The organism is Achromobacter pulmonis (assembly GCF_902859765.1).
GTDB classification, from domain to species: domain Bacteria; phylum Pseudomonadota; class Gammaproteobacteria; order Burkholderiales; family Burkholderiaceae_B; genus Achromobacter; species Achromobacter pulmonis.
This window is the reverse complement of sequence record NZ_CADIJV010000005.1, coordinates 210,950-232,559: the sequence shown is the minus strand read 5'-3', so window position 1 is coordinate 232,559 and position 21,610 is coordinate 210,950. Positions and strand designations below refer to the sequence as shown.

The 21,610-nt window shown below is 70.6% G+C and carries 26 protein-coding genes and 1 pseudogene; 15 read left to right on the top strand and 12 right to left on the bottom strand.

The window, feature by feature from the left end:
* Nucleotides 1-403, bottom strand: a pseudogene (locus HV701_RS07295) (NADP-dependent malic enzyme); the annotation flags it as partial.
* Nucleotides 404-509: 106 nt separating this feature from the next.
* Between HV701_RS07295 and HV701_RS07290 the strand changes: the two are divergent.
* The 3 genes from HV701_RS07290 to HV701_RS07280 all read left to right on the top strand — a co-directional run bounded on the left by HV701_RS07290 (nucleotide 510) and on the right by HV701_RS07280 (nucleotide 3,292).
* Nucleotides 510-1,472 carry a LysR substrate-binding domain-containing protein gene (locus HV701_RS07290; RefSeq protein ID WP_175132399.1) on the top strand — a complete coding sequence of 321 codons (963 nt, stop codon included), beginning with the start codon at nucleotides 510-512 and terminating at the stop codon, nucleotides 1,470-1,472.
* Nucleotides 1,473-1,512: 40 nt separating this feature from the next.
* Nucleotides 1,513-2,307 carry an AraC family transcriptional regulator gene (locus HV701_RS07285; RefSeq protein WP_175132398.1) on the top strand — a complete coding sequence of 265 codons (795 nt, stop codon included), beginning with the start codon at nucleotides 1,513-1,515 and terminating at the stop codon, nucleotides 2,305-2,307.
* Between the two features lie 94 nt (nucleotides 2,308-2,401).
* Entirely contained in the window at nucleotides 2,402-3,292 is an 891-nt protein-coding gene (locus tag HV701_RS07280) for a DMT family transporter (RefSeq protein WP_175132397.1), read from the top strand.
* Here the strand turns inward: HV701_RS07280 and HV701_RS07275 are convergent.
* Complete coding sequence (locus HV701_RS07275) at nucleotides 3,279-3,749, bottom strand: MarR family winged helix-turn-helix transcriptional regulator (RefSeq protein ID WP_175132396.1); 471 nt, start codon at nucleotides 3,747-3,749, stop codon at nucleotides 3,279-3,281. The two genes, HV701_RS07280 and HV701_RS07275, sit on opposite strands and share 14 nt — an antisense overlap.
* 186 nt (nucleotides 3,750-3,935) lie before the next feature.
* Here HV701_RS07275 and HV701_RS07270 point away from each other — a divergent pair, with 186 nt between their 5' ends.
* Nucleotides 3,936-5,288 (top strand): MATE family efflux transporter, encoded by a 1,353-nt coding sequence (locus HV701_RS07270; protein ID WP_175132415.1) that lies wholly within the window; start codon nucleotides 3,936-3,938, stop codon nucleotides 5,286-5,288.
* A 48-nt stretch (nucleotides 5,289-5,336) separates the two neighbouring features.
* Here the strand turns inward: HV701_RS07270 and HV701_RS07265 are convergent, their stop codons facing one another.
* Nucleotides 5,337-6,227 (bottom strand): LysR substrate-binding domain-containing protein, encoded by an 891-nt coding sequence (locus HV701_RS07265; RefSeq protein WP_175132395.1) that lies wholly within the window; start codon nucleotides 6,225-6,227, stop codon nucleotides 5,337-5,339.
* Nucleotides 6,228-6,350: 123 nt separating this feature from the next.
* On the opposite strand from HV701_RS07265, the gene HV701_RS07260 reads away from it, so the two are divergent.
* Together HV701_RS07260 and HV701_RS07255 are read left to right on the top strand one after the other, a co-directional pair.
* Nucleotides 6,351-6,761 carry a sel1 repeat family protein gene (locus tag HV701_RS07260; RefSeq protein WP_175132394.1) on the top strand — a complete coding sequence of 137 codons (411 nt, stop codon included), beginning with the start codon at nucleotides 6,351-6,353 and terminating at the stop codon, nucleotides 6,759-6,761.
* Between the two features lie 74 nt (nucleotides 6,762-6,835).
* Nucleotides 6,836-7,528: a sulfite exporter TauE/SafE family protein gene (locus tag HV701_RS07255; RefSeq protein ID WP_254595137.1), complete on the top strand. Its 693-nt coding sequence runs from the start codon at nucleotides 6,836-6,838 to the stop codon at nucleotides 7,526-7,528.
* Nucleotides 7,529-7,543: 15 nt separating this feature from the next.
* Here HV701_RS07255 and HV701_RS07250 read toward each other — a convergent pair whose 3' ends face one another.
* Nucleotides 7,544-8,347: an SDR family NAD(P)-dependent oxidoreductase gene (locus HV701_RS07250; protein WP_175132392.1), complete on the bottom strand. Its 804-nt coding sequence runs from the start codon at nucleotides 8,345-8,347 to the stop codon at nucleotides 7,544-7,546.
* Between the two features lie 237 nt (nucleotides 8,348-8,584).
* Nucleotides 8,585-8,836, bottom strand: a complete 252-nt coding sequence (locus HV701_RS07245) for a hypothetical protein (protein WP_175132202.1) — start codon at nucleotides 8,834-8,836, stop codon at nucleotides 8,585-8,587.
* Between the two features lie 128 nt (nucleotides 8,837-8,964).
* On the opposite strand from HV701_RS07245, the gene HV701_RS07240 reads away from it, so the two are divergent.
* Entirely contained in the window at nucleotides 8,965-9,297 is a 333-nt protein-coding gene (locus HV701_RS07240; RefSeq protein WP_175132391.1) for a hypothetical protein, read from the top strand.
* 30 nt (nucleotides 9,298-9,327) lie between these two features.
* Here the strand turns inward: HV701_RS07240 and HV701_RS07235 are convergent, their stop codons facing one another.
* Complete coding sequence (locus tag HV701_RS07235; RefSeq protein WP_175132390.1) at nucleotides 9,328-9,864, bottom strand: GNAT family N-acetyltransferase; 537 nt, start codon at nucleotides 9,862-9,864, stop codon at nucleotides 9,328-9,330.
* A 7-nt stretch (nucleotides 9,865-9,871) separates the two neighbouring features.
* Nucleotides 9,872-10,444 (bottom strand): helix-turn-helix domain-containing protein, encoded by a 573-nt coding sequence (locus HV701_RS07230; protein WP_175132389.1) that lies wholly within the window; start codon nucleotides 10,442-10,444, stop codon nucleotides 9,872-9,874.
* Between the two features lie 200 nt (nucleotides 10,445-10,644).
* Here HV701_RS07230 and HV701_RS07225 point away from each other — a divergent pair, with 200 nt between their 5' ends.
* From HV701_RS07225 to HV701_RS07205, 5 genes are all read left to right on the top strand, one after another.
* Entirely contained in the window at nucleotides 10,645-11,340 is a 696-nt protein-coding gene (locus tag HV701_RS07225; RefSeq protein ID WP_175132388.1) for a 2OG-Fe(II) oxygenase, read from the top strand.
* A 1-nt stretch (nucleotide 11,341) separates the two neighbouring features.
* The gene (gene alkB / locus HV701_RS07220) at nucleotides 11,342-12,001 is read left to right on the top strand and encodes a DNA oxidative demethylase AlkB (protein WP_175132387.1); all 660 of its coding nucleotides are present in this window, start codon (nucleotides 11,342-11,344) and stop codon (nucleotides 11,999-12,001) included.
* Nucleotides 12,002-12,149: 148 nt separating this feature from the next.
* Entirely contained in the window at nucleotides 12,150-12,533 is a 384-nt protein-coding gene (locus HV701_RS07215; protein ID WP_175132386.1) for a VOC family protein, read from the top strand.
* 4 nt (nucleotides 12,534-12,537) lie between these two features.
* Nucleotides 12,538-13,347 carry an AraC family transcriptional regulator gene (locus HV701_RS07210; RefSeq protein WP_175132385.1) on the top strand — a complete coding sequence of 270 codons (810 nt, stop codon included), beginning with the start codon at nucleotides 12,538-12,540 and terminating at the stop codon, nucleotides 13,345-13,347.
* A gap of 85 nt (nucleotides 13,348-13,432) precedes the next feature.
* Nucleotides 13,433-13,801: a cupin domain-containing protein gene (locus tag HV701_RS07205; RefSeq protein ID WP_175132384.1), complete on the top strand. Its 369-nt coding sequence runs from the start codon at nucleotides 13,433-13,435 to the stop codon at nucleotides 13,799-13,801.
* Between the two features lie 7 nt (nucleotides 13,802-13,808).
* Here HV701_RS07205 and HV701_RS07200 read toward each other — a convergent pair whose 3' ends face one another.
* A complete protein-coding gene (locus HV701_RS07200; RefSeq protein WP_175132383.1) occupies nucleotides 13,809-14,327 on the bottom strand; it encodes an MgtC/SapB family protein in 519 nt (172 codons plus the stop codon).
* Nucleotides 14,328-14,448: 121 nt separating this feature from the next.
* Here HV701_RS07200 and HV701_RS07195 point away from each other — a divergent pair, with 121 nt between their 5' ends.
* The gene (locus HV701_RS07195) at nucleotides 14,449-15,225 is read left to right on the top strand and encodes a short-chain dehydrogenase/reductase (protein ID WP_175132382.1); all 777 of its coding nucleotides are present in this window, start codon (nucleotides 14,449-14,451) and stop codon (nucleotides 15,223-15,225) included.
* Between the two features lie 13 nt (nucleotides 15,226-15,238).
* On the opposite strand, the gene HV701_RS07190 is transcribed toward HV701_RS07195, so the two are convergent.
* A complete protein-coding gene (locus HV701_RS07190; protein ID WP_175132381.1) occupies nucleotides 15,239-15,928 on the bottom strand; it encodes an HAD family hydrolase in 690 nt (229 codons plus the stop codon).
* Nucleotides 15,929-16,187: 259 nt separating this feature from the next.
* Between HV701_RS07190 and HV701_RS07185 the strand changes: the two genes are divergently transcribed.
* Both HV701_RS07185 and HV701_RS07180 read left to right on the top strand, forming a co-directional pair.
* Nucleotides 16,188-16,823, top strand: coding sequence for a DNA-3-methyladenine glycosylase family protein (locus tag HV701_RS07185; RefSeq protein WP_254595132.1), 636 nt, complete (start codon nucleotides 16,188-16,190; stop codon nucleotides 16,821-16,823).
* On the top strand, nucleotides 16,820-17,470 hold the full coding sequence (locus tag HV701_RS07180; RefSeq protein ID WP_175132379.1) for a 2OG-Fe(II) oxygenase: 651 nt from the start codon (nucleotides 16,820-16,822) through the stop codon (nucleotides 17,468-17,470). Before HV701_RS07185 ends, HV701_RS07180 begins: the two co-directional genes overlap by 4 nt.
* Before the next feature lie 21 nt (nucleotides 17,471-17,491).
* On the opposite strand, the gene HV701_RS07175 is transcribed toward HV701_RS07180, so the two are convergent.
* The 3 genes from HV701_RS07175 to HV701_RS07165 all read right to left on the bottom strand — a co-directional run bounded on the left by HV701_RS07175 (nucleotide 17,492) and on the right by HV701_RS07165 (nucleotide 21,540).
* Nucleotides 17,492-19,945, bottom strand: coding sequence for a TonB-dependent receptor (locus tag HV701_RS07175; RefSeq protein WP_175132378.1), 2,454 nt, complete (start codon nucleotides 19,943-19,945; stop codon nucleotides 17,492-17,494).
* A 96-nt stretch (nucleotides 19,946-20,041) separates the two neighbouring features.
* On the bottom strand, nucleotides 20,042-21,022 hold the full coding sequence (locus HV701_RS07170) for a FecR domain-containing protein (protein ID WP_175132377.1): 981 nt from the start codon (nucleotides 21,020-21,022) through the stop codon (nucleotides 20,042-20,044).
* A complete protein-coding gene (locus HV701_RS07165) occupies nucleotides 21,019-21,540 on the bottom strand; it encodes a sigma-70 family RNA polymerase sigma factor (RefSeq protein ID WP_175132376.1) in 522 nt (173 codons plus the stop codon). Before HV701_RS07165 ends, HV701_RS07170 begins: the two co-directional genes overlap by 4 nt.
* Nucleotides 21,541-21,610: the final 70 nt, after the last annotated feature.

The following is a 21,610-nucleotide window of genomic DNA, read 5'->3' as shown; positions in this document are numbered from 1 at the left end:
TGATGCCGCCGAACGTGGCTTCCAGCCCGGCGATGATCTCGACCAGCTTGTCCGGGTCGGTTTCGTTGATCTCGATGTCGAACACGTCCAGGCCGGCGAATTTCTTGAACAGCACCGCCTTGCCTTCCATCACCGGCTTGGAGGCCAGCGCGCCGATATTGCCCAGGCCCAGCACCGCGGTGCCGTTGGTGATCACGCCCACCAGGTTGCCGCGGCCGGTATAGCGAAACACATTGGCCGGGTCCGCCACGATTTCCTCGCAGGCCGCCGCCACGCCGGGCGAATAGGCCAGGGCCAGGTCGCGCTGGTTGACGAGCGGCTTGGACGCCACGACGGAGATCTTCCCCGGGGTGGGAAACTCGTGGTAATCCAGGGCGGCCTGGCGGTCTGCTTGCGAATTCATGGGGCGGCGCCTCCTAGTCTTGAATAGGGCAGATTCTAGGATGACAGACATAAGGTGATCATTCGGATTTAATATTGTCACATCACCTTTTTCTTATGCCTTGTCTATGACACCGTTTTCCCCGGACGACGTGCTCCGGAAACTGAGCTCGCGGCTCAAGATGCGGCACCTGATGCTTTTGCTGCAAATCGAGCAGCATGGCTCGCTGACGCGGGTGGCCGAACACATGGCCACCAGCCAGCCGGCCGTGACCAATGCGCTGGCCGAACTGGAAAGCATGTTCGATGTGCCGCTGTTCGAGCGCTCGGTGCGCGGCATGACCCCCACGCCGCTGGGCGCGGTGGTGCTGGCGCGGGCCCGCGCGCTGGTCCACGACCTGGGCCACCTGGTGCAGGAAATGGAGGCAGTGGCCGCCGGCCACGCGGCCCATCTGCATATCGGCGTGATCCCGTTCGTCTCGGGGCAACTGCTGTCGGCCGCCATTGCGCGCACCGTGCCGCAGGGCCGCGGAATCACCGCCACCATCCACGAAGGCCAGGGACCGGCCCTGCTGCGCCAGTTGCGCGACCACACCCTGGACGTGGTGGTGGGTTGGGCCACGCCCTCGGTGGACCTGGGCCAGATCGACTTCGAGGTGCTGTATCACCAGCCGCCACGCCTGATCGCCAGCCGCCGCCTGGCCGCGCGCCTGGGCCGCGCGCGCCTCGAATGGAACATGCTGGCCGACCTGGACTGGATCCTCGGCACGCCGGACAGCCCCATCCGCGAGCAGGTCGCCGACATTTTCCTGCGCGCCGGCCTGGCGCCGCCGACGCCCTCGGTGCAGAGCGATTCGTCCAAGCTGATCGGCGAGATGATCGTCGCCAGCGACCGCGCCGTGTCGATCCTGCCGGCCGACATCGCCGACGAGCTGGTGCGTATCGCCGGCGCGGCGATCGTGCCGTATTCTTTCGACTGGACCCTGCCGCCGATTTCGCTGTTCAGCCGCGCCGACGGCTTGCGCCGCGATGTCGATGCCCTGTTCGCGGCGGCCTTGCGCGACGCCTTCAGCCGCAACGCGCGGCCCTGAATCCTCGCGTAAGCGTATCGGCACACCCCGGAACCCACCCATGAGCGCCAACCAGTTCGTCATGCACCGCAGCGCCCTGGCCGGCATTCAGGCGGTGGCCGCGCGCAGCGCCCGGGCGTTTGCGCGGCATACGCACGAGCAGTTCGGCATCGGCGTGCTGCGCCAGGGCGGACAGGTCTCGCACAGCGGCCGCGGCCAGGTCGAGGCGGGTCCGGGCCAGGTGATCACCGTCAATCCCGGCGAGGTGCACGACGGCGCCCCCGTCGGCGGCGAGCGCGCCTGGCAAATGCTGTACCTGGACCCGGCGGTGGTGGCCGACGCCGCCGGCGCGCTGCCGGCCGGCGCGGGCTTCGAATTCGAGCACCCGGTGATGGACGCGCCCGCGCTGGCGGCGGACCTGCTGTCGCTATACGCACTGGCCATTGCCGGTGGCGAGCCGCTGGCGCGCGACACGCTGTTGCTGCGGGTATTGGCGCGCGCCGGCCGCCAGGCCGCGCAGCCGTCACGGCCTGGCATTCCCGCAGGCATCCGCCACGCGCTCGGCCTGATCGATGACGCGCCCGCCGCCGCGCTGTCGCTGGCCGACCTGGCCCGGGCCAGCGGCCTGAGCCGCTTCCAGGTGCTGCGCGCCTTCAGCCGCGCCACCGGCATGACACCCCACGCCTACCAGATGCAGCGCCGCCTGCTGCTGGCGCGCCGCCTGTTGCGCCAGGGGATGGCGCTGGCCGACGCCGCCGCGGCCGCCGGCTTCGCCGACCAGAGCCACATGACACGGCTGTTCTCGCGCGCCTATGGCGTGTCGCCCGGCCGCTACGCCCAGGCTGCCGCGCGCTGACGGCGCCCCCGGCAGGCCCGCCGCAATTTCGTTCAAGACCGTGGGCGCCGCTCGCGCCTACGCTGCGGCCTTGTCCTGATTCCGGCCGTTTTCCATGAACCGAACCCAAGGGTATGCCTGCCTGGCCGCCGCCATGGTGCTAGTGGGCAGCACCGTCGTCGCCAGCAAGATTATCGCCACCGGGCTGCCGCCCTTTACCGCCACCGCGTTGCGCTTCGCGCTGGCGCTGCCCTGCTTCGCGCTGCTGGGATGGCTGGCCGGCATGCGCCTGCCGCGCCTGAGCCGGCACGACTGGCTGCTGCTGGCGGCGCAGGCGGCGGCCGGCAGTGTCGGCTACACCACGTTGCTGATCACCGGCCTGGGCCGCACCTCGGCGGTCGATGGCGGGGTAATCCTCGGCACCCTGCCGCTGGTGTCGGCCGCCATCGCCATCGCGCTGCTGGGTGAACGGCCCGGCAAGGCCACGCTGCTGGCCATCGCCACGGCGGCGGCCGGTGTATGGCTGATGACGCGCGGCGCCGCGGCGCCGGGCGCCGGCTCATGGGTCGGCAATGCGCTGGTGCTGGGCGCGGTGGTGTGCGAAGGCCTGTTCATCCTGCTGCAAAAGCGGCTGCGCGTGCCGCTGCCGCCCCTGGCGCTGTCGACCTTGATGTGCGCCATGGGCCTGGCCGTGTGCCTGCCGGCCAGCCTGATGGAAGCGCCGTGGACGCTGGCGCTCTCCGCCGAGGCACTGCTGGCGGTCGCCTATTACGCGCTGGTGCCGACCGTAGCCGGCTTCGTGCTGTGGTACGCCGGCGCGCAGCGCGTGGCCGGGTCGGAAGCCGCCCTGTTCACCGCCATCGCGCCCGTCTCGGCCGTACTGCTGGCGGCGCTGCTGCTGCACGAATCATTGTCGCGCCATCAGCTCGCGGGCATGGCGTGCGTGCTGGGCGCGGTCCTGATCCAGGGCCGGACCCGCAAGCCGGCCCCCGTCAACCGCGACTGAACGCCAGCGCGAAATCGTCGGAGAAAATGTCCGCGAGCGACTGACGCAAGGCGGCGGCGCGCTCGGCGCCATAGGCCGCCTCGAAGCGCCGTTGCGCATCCTTCCACAGGCGCTTGGACTCGGCCAGCTTGTCGCGGCCGGCGTCGGTCAGCGCCACGCGGCGGCTGCGGCCGTCGCGCTCGTCGCGCGCCATGCGCACATAGCCATCGCGTTCCAGCGGCTTGAGGTTGTGCGCCAGCGCGGAGCGGTCCAGCACCATGGCGCGCGCCAGATCGGTCATGGACGGCGTGCCGGCGCGCGCAATGTGTACCAGGATCGAATGTTGCGACACCTTCAGGCCGCAGGGCGCCAGCACCGTGTCGTACAACTGCGAGACGCGCCGGGTGGCCTTGCGCAAGGCGGCGCCGTTGCAGACCAGCGGGTCCGGGGGGATGGCGGAGGAATCGGTGTCGGACATGATGGGTTCGGAGGGGCACGGCAAGTCCATTACGCTACTGCCGCGACGGACCCGAGTCTAGCGCATTGTTGACAATTATTGGCATATGCACGTAAATTTTCCGCACGCTCTCCTCCGGCCTCCCCGACCATGCCCGCCACCCGCGCCGCCGCCGTGCCCCACCCCGCCAACGCACGCCTGCAAGCGATGCTGCACGCGCCGATCGCCCCCACGCTCGCGCGGCTGGCCTGGCCCAATATCCTGATGATGCTGGCGCAGTCCGCCACCGGCTTGATCGAGACCTGGTTCCTGGCGCGCCTGGGCACGCCGGTGCTGGCCGGGGTGGCGCTGGTGGTGCCGGTGCTGATGCTGATGCAGAACATGTCGCAGGGCGCGATGGGCGGCGGCATCTCGGCGGCCGTGGCGCGCGCCCTGGGCGGCGGACGGCAACGGGAGGCCGATCAGTTGGTGCTGCACGCGGTGGTATTGAACGCTGCGCTGGGCCTGGTGTTCTGCGTGCTGCTACTGGCCTGCGGGCCGCTGCTGTATGGCGCCCTCGGCGCCGAAGGCGTGGCGCTGGACGCGGCGCTGGCCTACTCCAACGTCATCTTCAGCGGCATCGTGCTGATGTGGTTGATGAACGCCTTCGCCAGCGTCATCCGCGGCACCGGCAACATGCTGGTGCCGGGCGCGGTGATCTGCGGCGGCGCGCTGCTGCTGGTGCCCTTGTCGCCCTGCCTGATCTTCGGCTGGGGCCCGTTCCCGGCGCTGGGCGTGGCCGGCGGCGGCTGGGCGCTGGTCAGTTACTACGCGGTGGGCACGCTGGTACTGGGCGGCTATTGCCTGAGCGGCCGCAACGCCGCGCGCCTGACCCGCAGCCGCCTGCACCTGAGCCTGATGCGCAGCATCCTGCGGGTGGGCGCGCTGGCCACGCTCAACCCTCTGCTCACCAACGGCCTGGTGGCGCTGACGGCGGCGCTGGTGGGCGCTTATGCCGGCACCGCCGCGGTGGCCGGCTACGGCATCGCGGTGCGGCTAGAATACTTGATGATGCCGCTGGCGTTCGGCCTGGGCGCGCCGATGGTGGCGATGGTGGGTTCCAACATCGGCGCCGGCCAGCCGGAACGGGCGCTGCGCATCGCCCTGACCGGCGGCGCCATGGCCTTCGCGCTGGCCGAAGCCATCGGTCTGACGGCGGCGTTGTTCCCCCAAGCCTGGCTGCGCCTGTTCGGCGCCGAGGACCACATGCTGGAAGCCGGCGCCGCTTATCTGCGCATCGCCGGTCCGATGTACGGCTTTTTCGCGATGGGCTTTTCGATGTACTTCGCCTCGCAGGGCGCGGGCCGCTTGAAATGGCCGTTGTGGGCCGGGGTCCTGCGGCTGGCCACCGCCATCGGCCTGGGTGGCGCGGTGCTGCACCTGACGGGATCGCTGACCTGGTTCTTCGCGGTCGCCGCGCTGGCCATGGGCCTGTACGGACTGGTGATCCTGGCCGCCGTGGCGTCGGGGTCGTGGTTCGAGCGCGGCCACTTGCGCGGGGCGCCGCTGGCAGGGCCTTGAGCCGCGCCGACCAGGCCCTGTTCGCATGCGAAGACGCCGCGCGCCAGACTAGGCGCGGGGCGCGTCGCGCAGCGCGTACGCCACCAACTTCTGGGCATAGGCCGGCAACTCGCCGCGCACGCACAGCACCAGGTCGCGCCTCGCCCAGTCATCCATCAGCGCCAGCCGCCGCACGCCCGCGGCGCGGCCGTGGCGCACGGCGGCCACGCGCGGCATGATGGCGATGCCCACGCCCTGGCCCACCAGGCGGCAGACCGCGTCGAAATCGCGCAGGCGCACGCGGTACGACAGCGCCTTGCCGCGGCGGCGCGCATGCTGGGCGATGTGTTCCTGCAAGGCGCTGCCTTCCACCAGGCCGACGAATTCCTCGTCCGCCACGTCGGCCAGCAACGCGGTCTTGCCGCCGGCCAGGCGATGATCCGGCGGCACCACCAGCGCCAGCGGATCATGGCGAAAGCGCGACACCCGCAGGCCCTGCAGGTCGGCCGAATCGGCCAGCACGCCGATGTCGCAGGTGCCGGCGCGCAGGGCGTCGGCAATGTCGAAGCTGAGGCGTTCTTCGAGATCGACCGACACGCGCGGATGATCCTTGAGGAACTCGCCCAGCACCGCCGGCAGGTGCTCGCTGAGCGCGGTGGTGTTGCACAACACCCGCACGTGGCCCTTGAGCCCTTGGCCATAGTGGTCCAGTTCGCCGCGCATGCGGTCCATCTGCGCCAGCACCAGGCGCGCGTGATGCGCCAGCGTGCGGCCGGCGGGCGTGGCCTGCACGCCGCGATGTTCGCGCAACAGCAGCGGCACGCCCAGCGTTTGCTCCATGCCTCGGATACGCTCGCTGGCCGACGCCAGCGTCATGTGCGAACGCCGCGCGCCGGCGGTGATGGAGCCGGTTTCCTGCACATTGAGGAAAAGCCGCAGATCGGTCAGGTCGAAGCGCATACCGAAAAGCGTAGCACGCCAGGCTCAGGCTGTTCCGTAGGCGGCCTGCGCCAGATCCCGATAGGGCCGGCGCCGCCCCGCGCGCAGAATGCCTGCATCCATCACCGAAAGCGGATCAATCCCATGACATTCTCCCCTGGAGGCCGCCGGGCCGGAACCTGGTGCGCGGCGCTGTTGACGGCGCTGGCGCTGCATTCCTCAGGCCTGGCCGAAGCCAACGGCACCCTGTCGGCCTACGCCACGCCGGCGCAGAAGTACGCGCTGGCGCTGGAGGCCCAGACCCTGGGCGACTATCCCGCGATGCTGACCTGGCTGCGGGCGGCGGCGCGCGCCGGCCATGCGCCGGCCCAGCGCATGCTCGGCATCGCGCTGATCGGCGGCCCGGCCCTGTATGGGGCCGGCCAGCCCGCCGACCTGTGCGAGGGCCGCCAGTGGCTGCTGCGCGCCGCCAGCCAGGGCGCCGGCGACGACGTCGCCTATGCCCTGTTCGGCCGTCCACGCGACGCGCTCACCGCGCACTGCGAGGCCGCTTGAGCGCCGCCGACCTGCCGGGCGTGGGCACGCCCGCGCTCTTGGCCGCGACCGCCGCGATCTTCGTGCTGGCCGGCATGGTGAAGGGTGTGGTGGGGCTGGGCCTGCCGACCATTTCCATGGCCATGCTGGCATTGATCATGGCGCCGGCGCAGGCCGCCGCGCTGCTGATCGTGCCGTCGCTCATCACCAACCTGTGGCAGGCGCGGCCGTGGCCGACGCTGTTGCGGGTATGGCGCCGCATCGCCGCCATGCAGATCGGCGTCTGCGTCGGCACGCTGGCGGGGGCCGCGTGGTTCGGCGCACCCGCCGGCCATTGGGCCAGCGTCTGCCTGGGCGCCGCTCTGGTGGCCTATGCCGCCTGGGGTATGTTCGGCGCGCCGCCCACAGTGCCGGCGCGCCGCGAGGGCGCGCTGGGCGCGGCGGTGGGCGCGGTGACGGGGCTCATCACCGCCGCCACGGGGGTCTTCGTGATTCCCGCCGTGCCGTATCTGCAGGCGCTGAACCTGGGCAAGGACGGCCTGATCCAGGCGATGGGCATCTCGTTCACGCTGTCCACCGTGGCGCTGGCGGCGGGGCTGTGGCTGAACGGCAGCTACACGCCGGGCGCGGCCGGCGCCTCGGTGCTGATGCTGCTGCCGGCGCTGGCCGGGATGGCGCTGGGCCAGTGGTTGCGCAGCCGGCTGTCGGCGCGCGCGTTCAAGCAATGCTTCATGGTCAGCCTGGCGCTGCTGGGCGCCTACCAGGTGGCGCAGGGGCTGTCAGGGTAGACGCCCGGGCCAGCGTCAGGCCGCCAGGCGCCGTTCATCGACAAAACCGATCGACACCGACATTTCGCGCCAGCGAGCCAGTTCCTGCTGCACCGACTGGATCTTGCCGCGCGCCTGGTCGAAGGCGTCGCGCCCCAGAAACAGGTGCAGCGGCGCGTATTGCGCGTGCGCCGCCTGGATCAGGGCGCGCGCGGCCTTGGTCGGATCGCCGCAAGCGGCGTGGCCGATGCCCGCCTCCGGGCGCGAGCCGTCCGCCTGCGCGCGCATCGCGCCGGGATAGACCAGCGACACGCGCACGCCATGCGGGGCGGCCTCGGCGGCCAGCGCTTCGCTCAGCCCGCTGACGGCGAACTTGGCGGCGCTGTAGGCGCCCCAGCCGGCGCTGCCGCCGTCGAAACCGAGGATCGACGAAATGTTGAACACGTGGCCGGCGCGCTGCGCCCGCAGGCGCGGCATCACCGCGCGCACCACATTCAACACGCCAAAGACATTGATATCGAAGCTGCTGCGCAGCGCGGCGTCCGACAGCATTTCCAGCGCCCCCGGCAGGCCGTGGCTGGCGTTGTTGACCACCACGTCGATGCGGCCGAAGGCGGCCACGGCGGAATCGACCGCGCGGCGCACGCTGCCTTCGTCGGCCAGGTTCACTTCCAGCGGCAGGAAGCGGCCTTCGAGCTTGGCGTCCACCGCGTCCAGCAACGCATCGACGTCGCGCGACGTGGCCGCGACCTTGTGCCCCTGATCGAGCAGCATCCTGACCAGCGCCAGACCCAGGCCGTCGGCAACGCCCGTCACAAACCAGATTTTTTCGGTGCTCATGCGATCTCCCTCAACTCGCCGCGGCCGGCAACACGCCGGCGGCCCGCAGGCGCCGACGGATTCACGCGGAACCCATCGACCCCAGGCGTGAGAGCGATATTAAGCATCGCGCGCCATCACGCACAGGCTCGTTCTTGCGCGATACCTGCCTATTTCTACGGGCTTGCCGACACCCGCCGGCGCACGTGGAAACGGGGGCCGCCACGGCGCCCCGGCCCGAACGGGCGACCGGGTGGATCAGCCCAGCGCGCTGCGATAGTGCTCGCTGTCGAAGCGCGGCGCGCTGCCGGCGGGGGCCCTGTCCGCCACCGGCTCCGTGACGGGCGCGGCGGCATCCACACCGAAAAGGGAGAGTTCTGCGGTGACCAGTGCCAGGAGAAGATTCGCCATGATGATTCCTTTGAGTCGAATGCCCAGACCGGCGGCGGCTGCGCCAGTCTTATATAAGACATGGGCATCATCGTGCAGGGCGCGGCGGCGCGCGTCCATTTGGTTTACTCAATCAGGGCCATTGAAGGAACGCAAGGCCGGGGCGCGGCGCGCAGGAAAACGGGGAATGGCGGATAATTCCGCTATTTCCCGCCGGCGCCCGCGCCGGGCAGCATTCGGAGTCAGCTATGTATCGCGGCATTGAGGCGATCGAACAATTCATGATGTCCATCGGCCTGACCTGGCAACCTGGCCGCACCGAGAGCATCGAACTGCGCGCCAGCTACCGCATCGGCAACACCCGGCCGTTGGGCATCGACCGCACGCTGGTGGAATTCCACTGCGATGCCAAGCGGCCCAAGGTGTGGGTGCCGGAGTTCTCGCGCACCAGTTTCCACCAGTGGTTCGAAGTGCCGTTCCAGGAATTCGAATTCACCCCCGGCGGCTCGATGCTGAAGATCAAGGCCGCTGCCCGCGGCAACGCCCCGCCCTACAGCGTGGGCCTCAAGCCGCTCGCCTGAGCGGCGGTTCCCGCCCGCCGCCGGGCGTTGCTATAACGGTTTGTACATGATGGTGGTGGCGTCCAGCCGCGCCGGATCGCGCGCATCGCGGGCGAATCCCGGAATCCTCCCCACCGTTCGATACCCCAGCGAGGCGTACAGCGGCTCGGCGTTGTCACCGCTGCGCGTGTCCAGCGTGATCAGGCTGCGGCCGGCCTGCACGGCGGCCGCTTCCGCTGCCCGCATCAGCGCGCGGGCAATGCCGCGGCGCCGGAAATCCGGATGCACCAACAGCTTGCGGATCTCGGCGCGGTGCGGCTGATTGGGCGGCGTATCGCAGTCCAGTTGCACCGATCCGGCCACCCGGCCGTCCTGCATCGCCACCAGCAGCACCAGCCCGCCGCCTTCGAGCGGCGGCAGCACCTTGTCGCGCCAGAACGCCCGTGCCGCCTCGACGTCGAAAGGCAGCACGAAACTGACGCTGGCGCCGTCTTGCACGCAGGCATGCAGCAGTTCTCCCAGGCCGGGCAACAAGGCGCGGGCCTCCGCCGCGCTGACGCGGTTCAATGCAAGGGAATCGATGGCCATGGTGGACTCAGACGATGAACAACAGATAACGGGCGCCGCTGTGCGGCGGGGTGTCGAAGGCGCTGGCGCCATAGAGCTGGTACCGCAGACAGTCGCCGGGCGCGAGGGTGTGGCATTGGCCATCGACGCGGATCGTCAGTTCGCCTTCCAGCATCACCAGGTGATGTTCCAGGCCGGCCCGCGGCGACTGCGCGTAGTCGATATGGGTGGCCGCGGGCAGTTCGCAGGCCAACACTTCACCGGCCAGCTTCTGCGAGGGCGGCGACACCGAACGGCGGCGAAAGCCCGTGTCGCCATCGACCCACAGCGCCTGTGCCGCGCTCGGCACCAGCGGGGTGAAGTCGTCTTCGACCATGCGCATCAGGCGCGACATCGTCATGCCATAGGCGCCGCACAGCTTGCCCAGCACGCTGGCGGTGGGACTGACCTCGGCGTTTTCCAGGCGCGACAGGGTCGCGCGGCTGACCGCGGCACGGCCGGCCAGTTCGTCCAATGACCAGCCGCGCTCCAGGCGCAGGGTCTTGAGGCGGCCGGCCAGGCGTTGGTCCAGGTCCGTATCGGGTGCGGATGATTTTTCCATATCAGGAAATTTATCCCATATATGGAAAACCATCAATCACTGACTGCGCCCGGCGTGGCGCCGATCCGCGCGGCCGCACTCGATGCAGCAGCTTACGGCCCGGAGAACTGCGCAGACCGCGGCGCAAATTACGGCGTTCACGCCGGCCGCGTCGGCGGTAGACTGGATATCCGCCGACCGCCCACCACCACGCGTTTCCCATGAGCAAACTCGACACCCTGGACTGGACCCGCCTCGCCGCCGAACTGGACGCGCGCGGCCACGCCGTGGCCGCCGGCCTGCTCACCCCCGCGCAGTGCCAGGCCCTGGCCAGCGGCTACGGCGACGAACATCGCTACCGCAGCCGCATCGTCATGAGCCGTCACGGTTTCGGCCGCGGCGAATACCAGTACTTCGCCTATCCGCTGCCGCGCCTGCTGCACAACCTGCGCACCGCGCTGTATCCGCGACTGGCGCCGATCGCCAACCGCTGGAACCGCCAGATGGGCATCGCGGTCGAGTATCCGGCCGAGCATGCCGCCTTCCTGGCGCGCTGCCACGAGGCCGGCCAGCGCCGGCCGACCCCCCTGATCCTGCAATACGGGCCCGGCGACTACAACTGCCTGCACCAGGACCTGTACGGCGAGCATGTCTTCCCGCTGCAGGCGGCGGTGCTGCTGTCGCGCCCGGGCGCGGACTTCACCGGCGGAGAATTCGTCATGACCGAAACCGATAGCGCCGGGCAGCGTGCCGAGGTGGTGCCACTGGACCAGGGCGATGCGCTGATCTTCACCGTCAACCAGCGTCCCGTGGCCGGCGCGCGCGGTTGGCGCCGCGTGGCCATGCGCCACGGCGTCAGCGCGCTGCGCGGCGGGCGGCGCCACACGCTCGGCGTGATCTTCCACGATGCGGCCTGACATGGGAACCAGCCTCAACCTGTTCAATGACGCAGAGACCGCGCAGACCGGCCGCGAACGCATCGGCCCGCAGTCGATGGTGCTGCGCGGCTACGCCTTGCCCGTGGCGCAGGCGCTGCTGGCCGGCGTCGACACGGTGCGCCGGCAGGCGCCGTTTCGCCACATGGTCACGCCCGGGGGCCTGCCCATGTCGGTGGCGCTGACCAACTGCGGCCGCTACGGCTGGACCAGCGACGCGCAAGGCTATCGCTACACCCGCGAGGATCCGCAGTCGCGAAGTCCGTGGCCGGACATGCCCGAGGCCTTCGACACACTGGCGCGCGAGGCCGCGCTGGCGGCGGGCTTTGCCGCCTTCGCGCCGGACGCCTGCCTGATCAACCGCTACCAGCCGGGCTCGCGGCTGTCGCTGCACCAGGACAAGGACGAGCGCGACTACGGCGCGCCCATCGTCTCGGTCTCGCTGGGCATGCCGGCGGTGTTCCTCTTTGGCGGCCATGCGCGCGGCGACCGGGCCGTGCATGTGCCACTGTTCCATGGCGACGTGGTGGTGTGGGGCGGGGTCGACCGGCTGCGCTACCACGGCGTGCTGCCGCTCAAGGAGCGCCCCCACCCGACGCTGGGCAGCCTGCGGTTCAACTTCACCCTGCGCCGGGCCGGCTGAGGCCTTGCCGACGGGGCCCACGCGAGCGTGCCCGCTGAAATTCCCGCTGCAGGCCGGCTCCGCGGGTCGGATTCCACCCATGGCGCACGGCGGCGCCATGAAGACCGGTTAGCATAGCCGCAAGCTGAACTTTCAAAAGAGTCCCGACATGCATTCACTTGGCCGCCTCGTCGTGCTGGTCAACGATTACGACACCGCCATCGCCTTCTACCAGGACAAGCTGGGCATGGAGGCCATCGTCGACATGGCGGTGGGGCCGCAACGTTACGTGCACCTGCGCCTGCCCGAACAGCCGTCGGTGGGGGTCTGGCTGCTGCTGGCGCAGACCCAGGCCCAGCGCGACCGCGTCGGCGACCAGACCGGCGGCCAGCCGGTGGGCGTGTTCTACACCGATGACCTGATGCGCGACCACGCCCGCCTGGCCGCGCGCGGTGTGCGCTTCACCAAGGAGCCGGTGGACGACTCCGCCACCTGCTACGCGCACTTCATCGACCTGTACGGCAACGAGTTCGTGCTGGTGCAGCTCAAGTAGCCCGATGGCCGCCCGCCCCGCCTCCCGCGACTGGATCGTGCGCCACGCGCCGGGCGACCGCTTCGAGCGCATCGAGGCCTACTTCGGCGGCCGCGGCTACGGGCTGCATCGGCATGACACCTACGCCATCGGCTGCACGCTGGCGGGCGTGCAGAGCTTTCACTACCGCCGTGACCTGCGGCACAGCCTGCCGGGTGGCGTGCTGGTGCTGCACCCCGACGAGGCGCACGACGGCCAGGCCGGCACCGACGCCGGCTTTCACTACCGCATGGCCTATGTGCAGCCGGCGCTGATCCAGCGCATCCTGGGCGGCCGCCCGTTACCCTTCGTGCGCGGCGGCATCTCCAACGATGCGCGCTTGCGCGCGGCCTGCGCCACCTTGTTGCGTGGCGCCGACGCCTGCGCCGATCCGCTGCGCGAGGACGACGCGCTCTACGACCTGACGCAGGCGCTGTGCGCCGCCGCCGGACAGGTCCCGGCCCGGGCGCGCCCCGACTATGCCGCCTGCGAGCGCGCACGCCAGTACATCCACGACGCGCGCGGCCAGGCAGTGTCGCTGGACGACCTGGAACGCGCCGCCGGCATCGACCGCTGGAGCCTGTCGCGCGACTTCCGCGCGCTGTACGGCACCAGCCCGTACCGCTATGCCCTGCTGCGCCGCCTCGACCTGGCGCGCCGCCTGATCGCCGTGGGCGAACCCCTGGCGCAGGCCGCGCTGGCCGCCGGCTTCACCGACCAGAGCCACCTGACGCGCCGCCACACCGAAACCTTCGGCATGACGCCCGCGCGCTGGCGCGGCACCCTGCGCCCCTGACGCGCGGCCTTGCGCACAAACGTACAAGACCCCGCGCGCGCCAGCCCCTAAGCTGTGGTTTTCTTCCCCGGCCAAGGACGCCGCCATGCCCGCCATCACCGCCATCAATCTCGCCCACAAGCTGTCGCTGATCCAGGAAACCTGGATGCCCAAGGTCATCGCCGAAATGAACGACTACCAGTTCAAGCTGGTCAAGCTGCACGGCGAGTTCGTCTGGCATGCCCATGCCGACACCGACGAGACCTTCATCGTCCTGGCCGGCCACTTGCGCATCGACCTGCGCGACGGCCACATCGATCTGGGGCCAGGCGAAATGGCCGTTATCCCCAAGGGGGTGGAGCACAAGCCCTGTGCGCCGCAGGAGGTGCAGGCCATGCTGATCGAGCCGCGCGGCGTGCGCAACACCGGCGACCAGGGCGGCGAGCGCAGCGCGCCCAACGATGTCTGGATCTGAGGACCGCTCAGGGCCGGTCGCGCTCGATCAACCGCTTGTCGTCCTTGGCGGCGATGCGGGCCTCGGCCCGCCGCAGCACCGCCAACACGAACAGCGCCATCAGCGTGCTGACCACGGCGGTGGCCTCGCGCCCCATCCCGGCGGTCACGCCGATGGCGGCCGTCATCCAGATGCTGGCCGACGTCGTCAAGCCGCGGATCTCGCGCTCGTCGCTGAGCTTGATGATGGCACCCGCGCCCAGGAAACCGATGCCCGCGATCACCCCTTGCAGCACCCGGCTCAGGTCGCTGACCTGCATGCCGTTCTGCAGCGGCACCAGCACGAAGATGGCCGCGCCCAGCGCCACCAGCATATGGGTGCGCAGGCCCGCGGCCTTGCCGCTGCGTTCGCGCTCGTAGCCGAGCAAGCCGCCCAGCAGCACCGCCATGCCCAATCGCAGCACGATGCGAGTGGCCTCGCCGACATCGGGAATGTCGGCGAATTCGCTGCGCAAAGTGGTCCAGACTTGTAGCCAGATATCCGCCATTGTCGTCTCCCGCGGCAGGTGGATGCGGCCAGCATAGCAGGCCGCGCTGGCGCGGCGCCGGCCATCTGGTTTACAACGTCAGGCAGGTCCGCATCGAGACGGGCACCACGAGGAGCTTCGGATGGATTTGCAGCTGGATGGCAAGCGCGTACTGATCACGGGCGCGTCCAAGGGAATCGGCCTGGCCTGCGCCCTGGCCTTTGCGCGAGAGGGCGCCGAGCCGATCCTGGCGGCGCGCGACGACGCGGCGCTGCAGGCCGCCGCGCAGGCGATCCAGGCGCAGACCGGCCGCGCGGCGCGCACCCTGGCGGTCGACCTGGCGCAACGCGGCGCGGCGGCGCGGGTGCTGGAACAGACCGGCGCGATCGACATCCTGGTCAACAATGCCGGCGCGGTGCCTGGCGGCGCCCTGGACCAGGTGCAGGACGAACGCTGGCGCACCGGCTGGGACCTGAAAGTGCATGGCTACATCGATCTGGCGCGCCACTACTATCCGCTGATGCGCCAGGCGGGCGCCGGCGTCATCGCCAACATCATCGGCATGGCCGGCTCGGCGCCGCGCGCCGACTACATCTGCGGCGCCGCCGCCAATGCCTCGCTGATCGCCTTCACCCGCGCCCTGGGCGGCGACGGGCCGCGCCACGGCGTGCGCGTGTTCGGCGTGAATCCGTCGCGCACCCGCACCGACCGGGTGCTGACCCTGGCCAGACAGCGCGCGCAAGCCCGCTGGGGCGATGCATCGCGCTGGCAGGAGACGCTTAACGACCTGCCCTTCGGCCGTCTGATGGAACCGGAAGAGGTCGCCGACATGGTGGTGTTCGGCGCATCGCCGCGCGCCGGTTATCTCAGCGGCACGGTGATCGACCTGGACGGCGGCGAGCAGTACGCCGGCCGCTGATGCGCCCTGTGGCTCAGCGCGCCGCGGCCCAGCCGGCCAGCAGGGCCGGCAGATGCGCCATGTCGGTGAACACATGCGCCACGCCAACTTCGCGCAGCGCCGAGGCGCTGCTGTGGCCGTTGGCGCTCGGGCTGTAGCCGAACACGGTGGCGCCCGCCGCCACCCCGGCGGTGGCGCCGGTGATGGTGTCTTCGACCACGGCGCAGCGGCGCGGATCCACGCCCAGCGCGCTGGCGGCGGCCAGGTAGACATCGGGATGCGGCTTGCTGCGCGGCATCTCGTGGCCACTGAAGACCCGTTCGCCGAAACACTCGGCGATGCCGACCTTGGCCAGCTGCAACTCGACCTTGCGGCGATCGGCGCCCGAGGCCACGGCGATGCGGCCCGCCAGCGTCTGGTGCAAGGCCCGCACCGCATCCGGCGCGCCGGGAATCTCGCGCAGCTCGCGGTCGAGCGCGGCATTGCGGCGCTCGCGGAATTGCGCGAACCACTCGGGCGACAGCGCCACGCCGGTGCGCGCCTGGATCAAGGGCAGTTCATCACGCACCGCCTTGCCAGTGAAGATGCGGGTAGCCTCTTCGAAGGTGATGGCCCAGCCCAGCTCGTTGAGCATCTCGGTCAGGACGCGGGCGGTGATCGGCTCGGAATCGACCAGGACGCCGTCACAGTCGAACAACACGGCGTCAAAGGGAAAATCAGTCATTGCGGCTACGGGGGTCAGGGGCGGAGAAGCCCCAGAGCATACTTCACCTCCGGCGCCTCGGCCGCCCGCGCAAGCAACGGAGTGCGCGGCGCCGCGCGGTTCGCTATGCTGTTTCGCGGGCGGCGTTCCCTGCGCGCCCCGCTCCCGTCCACCCGCTGCCCCCGTGCCCATGCCACCAACCGCACCCCTGCCCGCCCGCCGCCGGCCCGCTCCCGCCAAGCCCTCTGAACGTGCCGGGACGGCTCCCGCCGCCGACGATATGCCCGCCCTGTATGCCCGCGCGGCGCGGCACCTGGCCGCACTGGACGCGGACTGGGCAGACCATGTGGCCGCCATCGGCCCCTGCCGCCATGCCTCGCGGCCGGCGCGCGATCCCTACGAGGCGCTGGTGCGCGCCATCGCCTACCAGCAACTGCACGCGCGCGCCGGCGATGCCATTCTCGGCCGCCTGCTGGCGCTGTATCCGGGGCAGGCCTTTCCCGCGCCCCGCGCGCTGCTGGACACCGACCCCGGTATCCAGCGCGCCTGCGGCTTTTCGGCGTCCAAGCTGGCCACCATCCGCGGCATCGCGCAGGCCGCGCTGGACGGCCTGATCCCCGCGCGCGACGAAGCCCTGGCGATGCGCGACGAGGACCTGATCGCGCGCCTGGTGACGCTGCGCGGCGTGGGCCGCTGGACGGTGGAGATGCTGCTGATCTACACGCTCGAACGCATGGATATCCTGCCGGTGGACGACTATGGCGTGCGCGAGGGCTACCGCCGCCTGAAGCGGCTGGACAAGGCGCCCTCGCCGGCGCAGATGCGCGCCATCGGCGAGGCCTTCAGCCCCTACCGCACGATCGCGGCCTGGTATCTGTGGCGCCTGCCCGCCTCGCCCTCCCCGGCGGCGTCATGAGCGCGCTGCCGGCGCTGGACCGCTACGACTGGACCCACATCCTTGAACAGCTGGACGCCGAGGGCTGGGCGCCGCTGCCCGCGTTGTTCAGCCCCGCGCGGGCCGCTGAACTGGCGCGCGCCTTCGACGATCCGCGTACCTTGCCCGCCGGCGCAGATGGCCAGGCATGCCGATCGTGGCGCCCGCCCCTGCCTGATGGCTTGGACGCGCTGCAACGGCAGCTGCACGCGCGGCTGGCGCCGCTGGCTCGGTCATGGGCGCAGCGGTTGGGACGCGCCGCCCCCGCGGCCACGGCGGCGGCCCCGGCCTGCCTGAGCCGGCTCGGCCAGGACGGCAGCCTCCCCCTGCGCCATGCCGCGGACGACGCCGCGTTCCCCTTCCGCCTGATTGCATTGCTGTCCGAGCCCGGACGGGACTTCACCGGCGGCGAATTCGTCATGACCGAGCAACGGCCGCGCCAGCAATCGCGCCCGATGGTTCTGCCGCTGCGCCGGGGCGATGGCGCCGTGATCGCGGCGGCGCACCGGCCGGTGCGGGGCGCCAACGGCGACTACCGCGCCACGCTGCGCCATGCCATCAGCCGGGTGCGCAGCGGCGAGCGGGTCGGGCTGTCGCTGCCGCTGGACGGCCAGTCCGCCCCGCCGTAAGGCCTGGACAACCCGGCGCCGTCAGAAGTCCATCGACGCCGACAGCATCAGCGTGCGCGGCACGCCCTGCGAGAGGGTGCCGTAGGACGCCACGCCCGACCAGTAAGCGCGGTTGAACAGGTTGACCACGTTGGCGCGCAGCGTCACCGCCTTGCCATCGATGCGCGTAACGTAGCGGGCGCCCAGGTCGAACGTGGTCCATGACGGCACCGATTGCGTATTGGCCTGGTTGACGTATTCCTTGCCGGTGTGGATCACGCCGCCGGTCAGGGTCAGGCCGGCGACCCAGGGCGTATCCCATTCCGCGCCCAGGTTGGCGGTAAAGCGCGGCACGCCCACCGGCCGGTTGCCGCGCGTGGCGGGGTTGCTGGTGCGTGTCAGCTCGGCATCCAGGAAGGTCACGCCGCCCAGCAGACGCAGGCCGCGCAGCGGCTCGCCCGACAGGTTCAGCTCCAGGCCGCGGTTGCGCTGTTCGCTGTCCGCGGCATACACCGAGCCGGTCAACTGGCCGCTGGGCTTGGTGATCTCGAAGGCGCTCAGGGTCAGCATGGCGCTGTCGAAATCGACCTTTACGCCCACCTCCTTCTGCTTGGCCTTGTAGGGCTTGAACACCTGTCCGGCGTTGGACGCGGTGGCTGGCGCCACGTCGCCCTTGCTCAGGCCTTCGATGTAGTTGGCATAGAGCGAGACATTGCCCCACGGCTTGAGCACCAGGCCGGCCAGCGGCGTGACGGCGCTCTCGTCATAGCTGAGCGTGCGCGCCCCCGTGGCGGGATTGAAATTGCGCGACTCGATGCGCTGCTGGCGCGCCCCCAGCGTCAGTTGCGCGCGCTCGTCCAGCACGCTCAGGGTGTCGACCAGCGCGAAGCCGGTCAGGTCCGATGACGACACCTTGGGCACGCTGGCGGGCGCGGCGATGTCCTGCCGCGCCCGCGTCACCGGGTGGTAGATGTTGGACGACAGCGGCGTGCCGGTCACGCTGGCCTGCGAATTGCGGTCGCTGTACAGCGTGCCCATGAAGGTGATGGCGTGGCGCACCGGACCAGTATCCAGCCTGGCGCGCAGGCCGGCATTGTAGGTGCTGCGGTCGACCTGGAACTTGAAGTGGTTGGGCGTCACCACGGTGTCGCCGGCGGCATTGACGATGGTGGGGGTCTGATCGGACAGACGGTTGATGGCGGTATCCGAGCCACCGGCGTCGGCGAACACGGTCAGGCGGTCGCTGACGTCGTACTCCACCCGCAGCAGCGCGGACTGCCCCGACGATTTCCACCAGCCCCACGGCTGCGTCGCGTTGCGCCGGCCGTCCGGCGCATCAGGCGTACGCAACCCCGCCGCCACCAGGAACGGCCGCGTGGGCGCATCGACTTTCTCCTCCTGCGTCAGCAGGTCCAGCGAGGCTCGCAGTTTTTCCCCTTGGTAATCCAGCGACAGCGCGCCGATGTCGGTGCGCGAATGCAGGTTGTCCAGCGGCGTGTCGCCCTGGCGGTGCAGGCCATTGACGCGCACGCCCCAGGCGCCGTCGTCGCCGAAGCGCCGGCTCAGGTCGACGCGGCCGCCGAACTGCGAGGCGCCGGCGTAGTCGGCCGACACACGCGTCAGGTCCTGCGGCAAGGCGCGCTTGGGCACCATATTGATGACGCCGCCCACGCCGCTGTTGGGCGACATGCCGTACAGCAGCGCGGCGGGGCCCTTCAACACCTCGACGCGTTCGATGTAATCGGTGAACACGTGGTAATTGGGCGCCACGCCATAGACACCGTCGAAGGCGATCTCGCCCAGGTTGCCTTCGCCTATCGGGAAACCGCGGATATAGAACGAATCCGTCACCCCGCCGATCTGGCCGGTGAAGCGCACCGACGAGTCGACGTTGAGCGCGTCGGCCAGCGTCACCGCCTGGCGATTGGCCAGCAGGTCGGCGGTGTAGTTGGCGACGCTGAAGGGCGCATCCATCACGTCGCGGTTGCCCAGCATGCCCAGCCGGCCGCCGCGCGCGACCTGGCCGCCGGCATACTCGGACGGCAACGCCGACGGCGACACGCCGGCGCCATCGACAACGATGCTCGGCAACAGGGTGGCCGCGCCCGACGGCGACAGCGCGCGCAGTGAATACGCGCCGTCGCCCTGCTCGGCCAGGGCATAGCCCGACCCGGCCAACAGCCGCGCAAAGCCATCGCGCACGGTGTAGACGCCGTTCAGGCCGTCGCTGTGGCGCCCGGCCAGCAGCGCCGGATCGAACGACAGCGGCACGCCCGAAGCGGCGGCGAACTGCGCCAGCACATCGCCCAGTGCCCCGGGCGCGATCGCATAGGATCTGCCCGGCGCGGCGCTGGCGCCGTCGGTGGCGTGGGCAGCCGGCGGCGCCGCCAGCAGCAGGGCCAGGCCCAGCCCGAACGCGCTCGCGGTGGCCCGCAGAGAAGCGGAGGGGAGCCGCGCGCGGCGGAACGACGGAAGGCAGGTGGAGCTGACGGGCATGGAACGATCCTTCATGGGCGAGGGGCTCGCGGCCGGGCCGCGACGATTCACCCGGCACACCGGACGAAGGCGCAAAAAGTGTCAGGGCAAGCGCGATTAATTTGTAACAGCGGGATCGCCGCCCGCGCCCCGCGCGGCCACCTTGATCCAGTACGGCGTGACGCGCTGGATCCGCACCGGCAAGGTCTTCTCGAGCAGGCGCAGGCTGGCATCGATGTCGCCCAGCGGAAACGCGCCCGAGACCCGCAATCCGGCCACCTCGGGATCGCAGCGCAGGAAGCCGCGCCGATAGCGCGCCAGTTCGTCCACCAGGTCGGCCAGCCGCCAGTTGTGCGCGGCCAGCATGCCGTGCTCCCATGACACCAGCGCCGCATCGGCGGCCCGCCCGGGTCCGATGCCGGCCGCATCGAAGCGCGCCTGCTGCCCCGCATGCAGCACCCGCCGCGCATCGCCGTCGGTGTGGATTTCCACCGCGTCTTCGAACACCGCCACCTGGATGTCATGGCCCGCGTCGCGCACCATGAAGCGGGTGCCCAGCGCCCGCACACTGCCGAACGCGGTGCGCACCCGTAATGGTCGCGGCGGCTGCTGCGGGTCCCGGCCGGAGGCCAGCAGGATCTCGCCGGCGCGCAGCCAGAGCTGGCGTTGCCGCGCGGTGTACTGGATATCCACCGCCGTGGCCGTGTTCAACCACAACCGCGTGCCGTCGGCCAGCAGTATCTGCCGCTGTTCGCCGGTGGCGGTACGGGCGTCGGCGCGCCATTCGCGCCAGGGCAGTTCGCGCCAGGCCAGCCAGGCCGCCGGCCCTGCCGCCAGCAGGCCCGCCACGGTGCGCAGCGCCTGGCGGCGCGCGGGCCGGTCCAGTTGCCGCAAGGTGCGCGCCCCCAGCGCCGGCGGCACCTGCCCGAAACTGCGCAGCATGTCTTCGACCCGGCGCCAGGCCGCCGCGTGCGCCGCGCTGCGGCCGCGCCAACGCTCGAACGCCGCCCGGTCCGAGGCCGACAGCGTTTCGGATTGGAAGCGCACCAGCCAGCCGGCGGCCTCTTCGAGCAACACGGGGTCCGGCGCGGCGCTCACGCGGAATCGGCCTGGTAGGCGATGAGACAGGCCGTCAACGCCTTCTGCATGTGGCGCTTGACGGTGGCCAGGGACACCCGTTGCGCGCGGGCGATATCGGCATACGCCATGCCGTCGAACTGCGACGACAGGAAGATCGCGCGCGTCCTGGCCGGCAGGGTGCGCAAGGTGGCGTCAATGGCGTAAAGGGTTTCCAGGATCAGCGCCCGCAGTTCCGGCGACGGCGCTTCTCGCGGCGGCAGTTGCGCCGCCGCGGCTTGATAGGCATCTTCCAGCGAGCGCCGGCGCCAGTGGTCCACCACCAGCCCCTTGGCGATGTGCGTGAGCAACGCGCGCGGCTCGTCGCCGCCGCCGGCCCGCACCCGCGCGGCCATCAGGCGCACGAAGGTATCGTGGGCCAGGTCGGCCGCATCGAAGGAATTACCGAGCTTCCTGCGCAGCCAGAGCGACAGCCAGCCATGGTGCTGGCGATAGATCCGCGTGACGGTGTCGGCGGGCAGGAAATCGGTCGGGGACACGGCGCAGCTCGCGAGCAATCTAAATGGGAATTGTTACTATTTTATCCCATTCCCGCCGATGCTTGCGCGC

Bases quoted from the DNA above. Each gene is read 5' to 3' on its own strand.
- HV701_RS07290 (WP_175132399.1), top strand. From the start codon at position 510: ATGACACCGTTTTCCCCGGACGACGTGCTCCGGAAACTGAGCTCGCGG.
- HV701_RS07285 (WP_175132398.1), top strand. From the start codon at position 1,513: ATGAGCGCCAACCAGTTCGTCATGCACCGCAGCGCCCTGGCCGGCATT.
- HV701_RS07280 (WP_175132397.1), top strand. From the start codon at position 2,402: ATGAACCGAACCCAAGGGTATGCCTGCCTGGCCGCCGCCATGGTGCTA.
- HV701_RS07275 (WP_175132396.1), bottom strand. From the start codon at position 3,749: ATGTCCGACACCGATTCCTCCGCCATCCCCCCGGACCCGCTGGTCTGC.
- HV701_RS07270 (WP_175132415.1), top strand. From the start codon at position 3,936: ATGCTGCACGCGCCGATCGCCCCCACGCTCGCGCGGCTGGCCTGGCCC.
- HV701_RS07265 (WP_175132395.1), bottom strand. From the start codon at position 6,227: ATGCGCTTCGACCTGACCGATCTGCGGCTTTTCCTCAATGTGCAGGAA.
- HV701_RS07260 (WP_175132394.1), top strand. From the start codon at position 6,351: ATGACATTCTCCCCTGGAGGCCGCCGGGCCGGAACCTGGTGCGCGGCG.
- HV701_RS07255 (WP_254595137.1), top strand. From the start codon at position 6,836: ATGGTGAAGGGTGTGGTGGGGCTGGGCCTGCCGACCATTTCCATGGCC.
- HV701_RS07250 (WP_175132392.1), bottom strand. From the start codon at position 8,347: ATGAGCACCGAAAAAATCTGGTTTGTGACGGGCGTTGCCGACGGCCTG.
- HV701_RS07245 (WP_175132202.1), bottom strand. From the start codon at position 8,836: ATGGACGCGCGCCGCCGCGCCCTGCACGATGATGCCCATGTCTTATAT.
- HV701_RS07240 (WP_175132391.1), top strand. From the start codon at position 8,965: ATGTATCGCGGCATTGAGGCGATCGAACAATTCATGATGTCCATCGGC.
- HV701_RS07235 (WP_175132390.1), bottom strand. From the start codon at position 9,864: ATGGCCATCGATTCCCTTGCATTGAACCGCGTCAGCGCGGCGGAGGCC.
- HV701_RS07230 (WP_175132389.1), bottom strand. From the start codon at position 10,444: ATGGAAAAATCATCCGCACCCGATACGGACCTGGACCAACGCCTGGCC.
- HV701_RS07225 (WP_175132388.1), top strand. From the start codon at position 10,645: ATGAGCAAACTCGACACCCTGGACTGGACCCGCCTCGCCGCCGAACTG.
- alkB (WP_175132387.1), top strand. From the start codon at position 11,342: ATGGGAACCAGCCTCAACCTGTTCAATGACGCAGAGACCGCGCAGACC.
- HV701_RS07215 (WP_175132386.1), top strand. From the start codon at position 12,150: ATGCATTCACTTGGCCGCCTCGTCGTGCTGGTCAACGATTACGACACC.
- HV701_RS07210 (WP_175132385.1), top strand. From the start codon at position 12,538: ATGGCCGCCCGCCCCGCCTCCCGCGACTGGATCGTGCGCCACGCGCCG.
- HV701_RS07205 (WP_175132384.1), top strand. From the start codon at position 13,433: ATGCCCGCCATCACCGCCATCAATCTCGCCCACAAGCTGTCGCTGATC.
- HV701_RS07200 (WP_175132383.1), bottom strand. From the start codon at position 14,327: ATGGCGGATATCTGGCTACAAGTCTGGACCACTTTGCGCAGCGAATTC.
- HV701_RS07195 (WP_175132382.1), top strand. From the start codon at position 14,449: ATGGATTTGCAGCTGGATGGCAAGCGCGTACTGATCACGGGCGCGTCC.
- HV701_RS07190 (WP_175132381.1), bottom strand. From the start codon at position 15,928: ATGACTGATTTTCCCTTTGACGCCGTGTTGTTCGACTGTGACGGCGTC.
- HV701_RS07185 (WP_254595132.1), top strand. From the start codon at position 16,188: ATGCCCGCCCTGTATGCCCGCGCGGCGCGGCACCTGGCCGCACTGGAC.
- HV701_RS07180 (WP_175132379.1), top strand. From the start codon at position 16,820: ATGAGCGCGCTGCCGGCGCTGGACCGCTACGACTGGACCCACATCCTT.
- HV701_RS07175 (WP_175132378.1), bottom strand. From the start codon at position 19,945: ATGCCCGTCAGCTCCACCTGCCTTCCGTCGTTCCGCCGCGCGCGGCTC.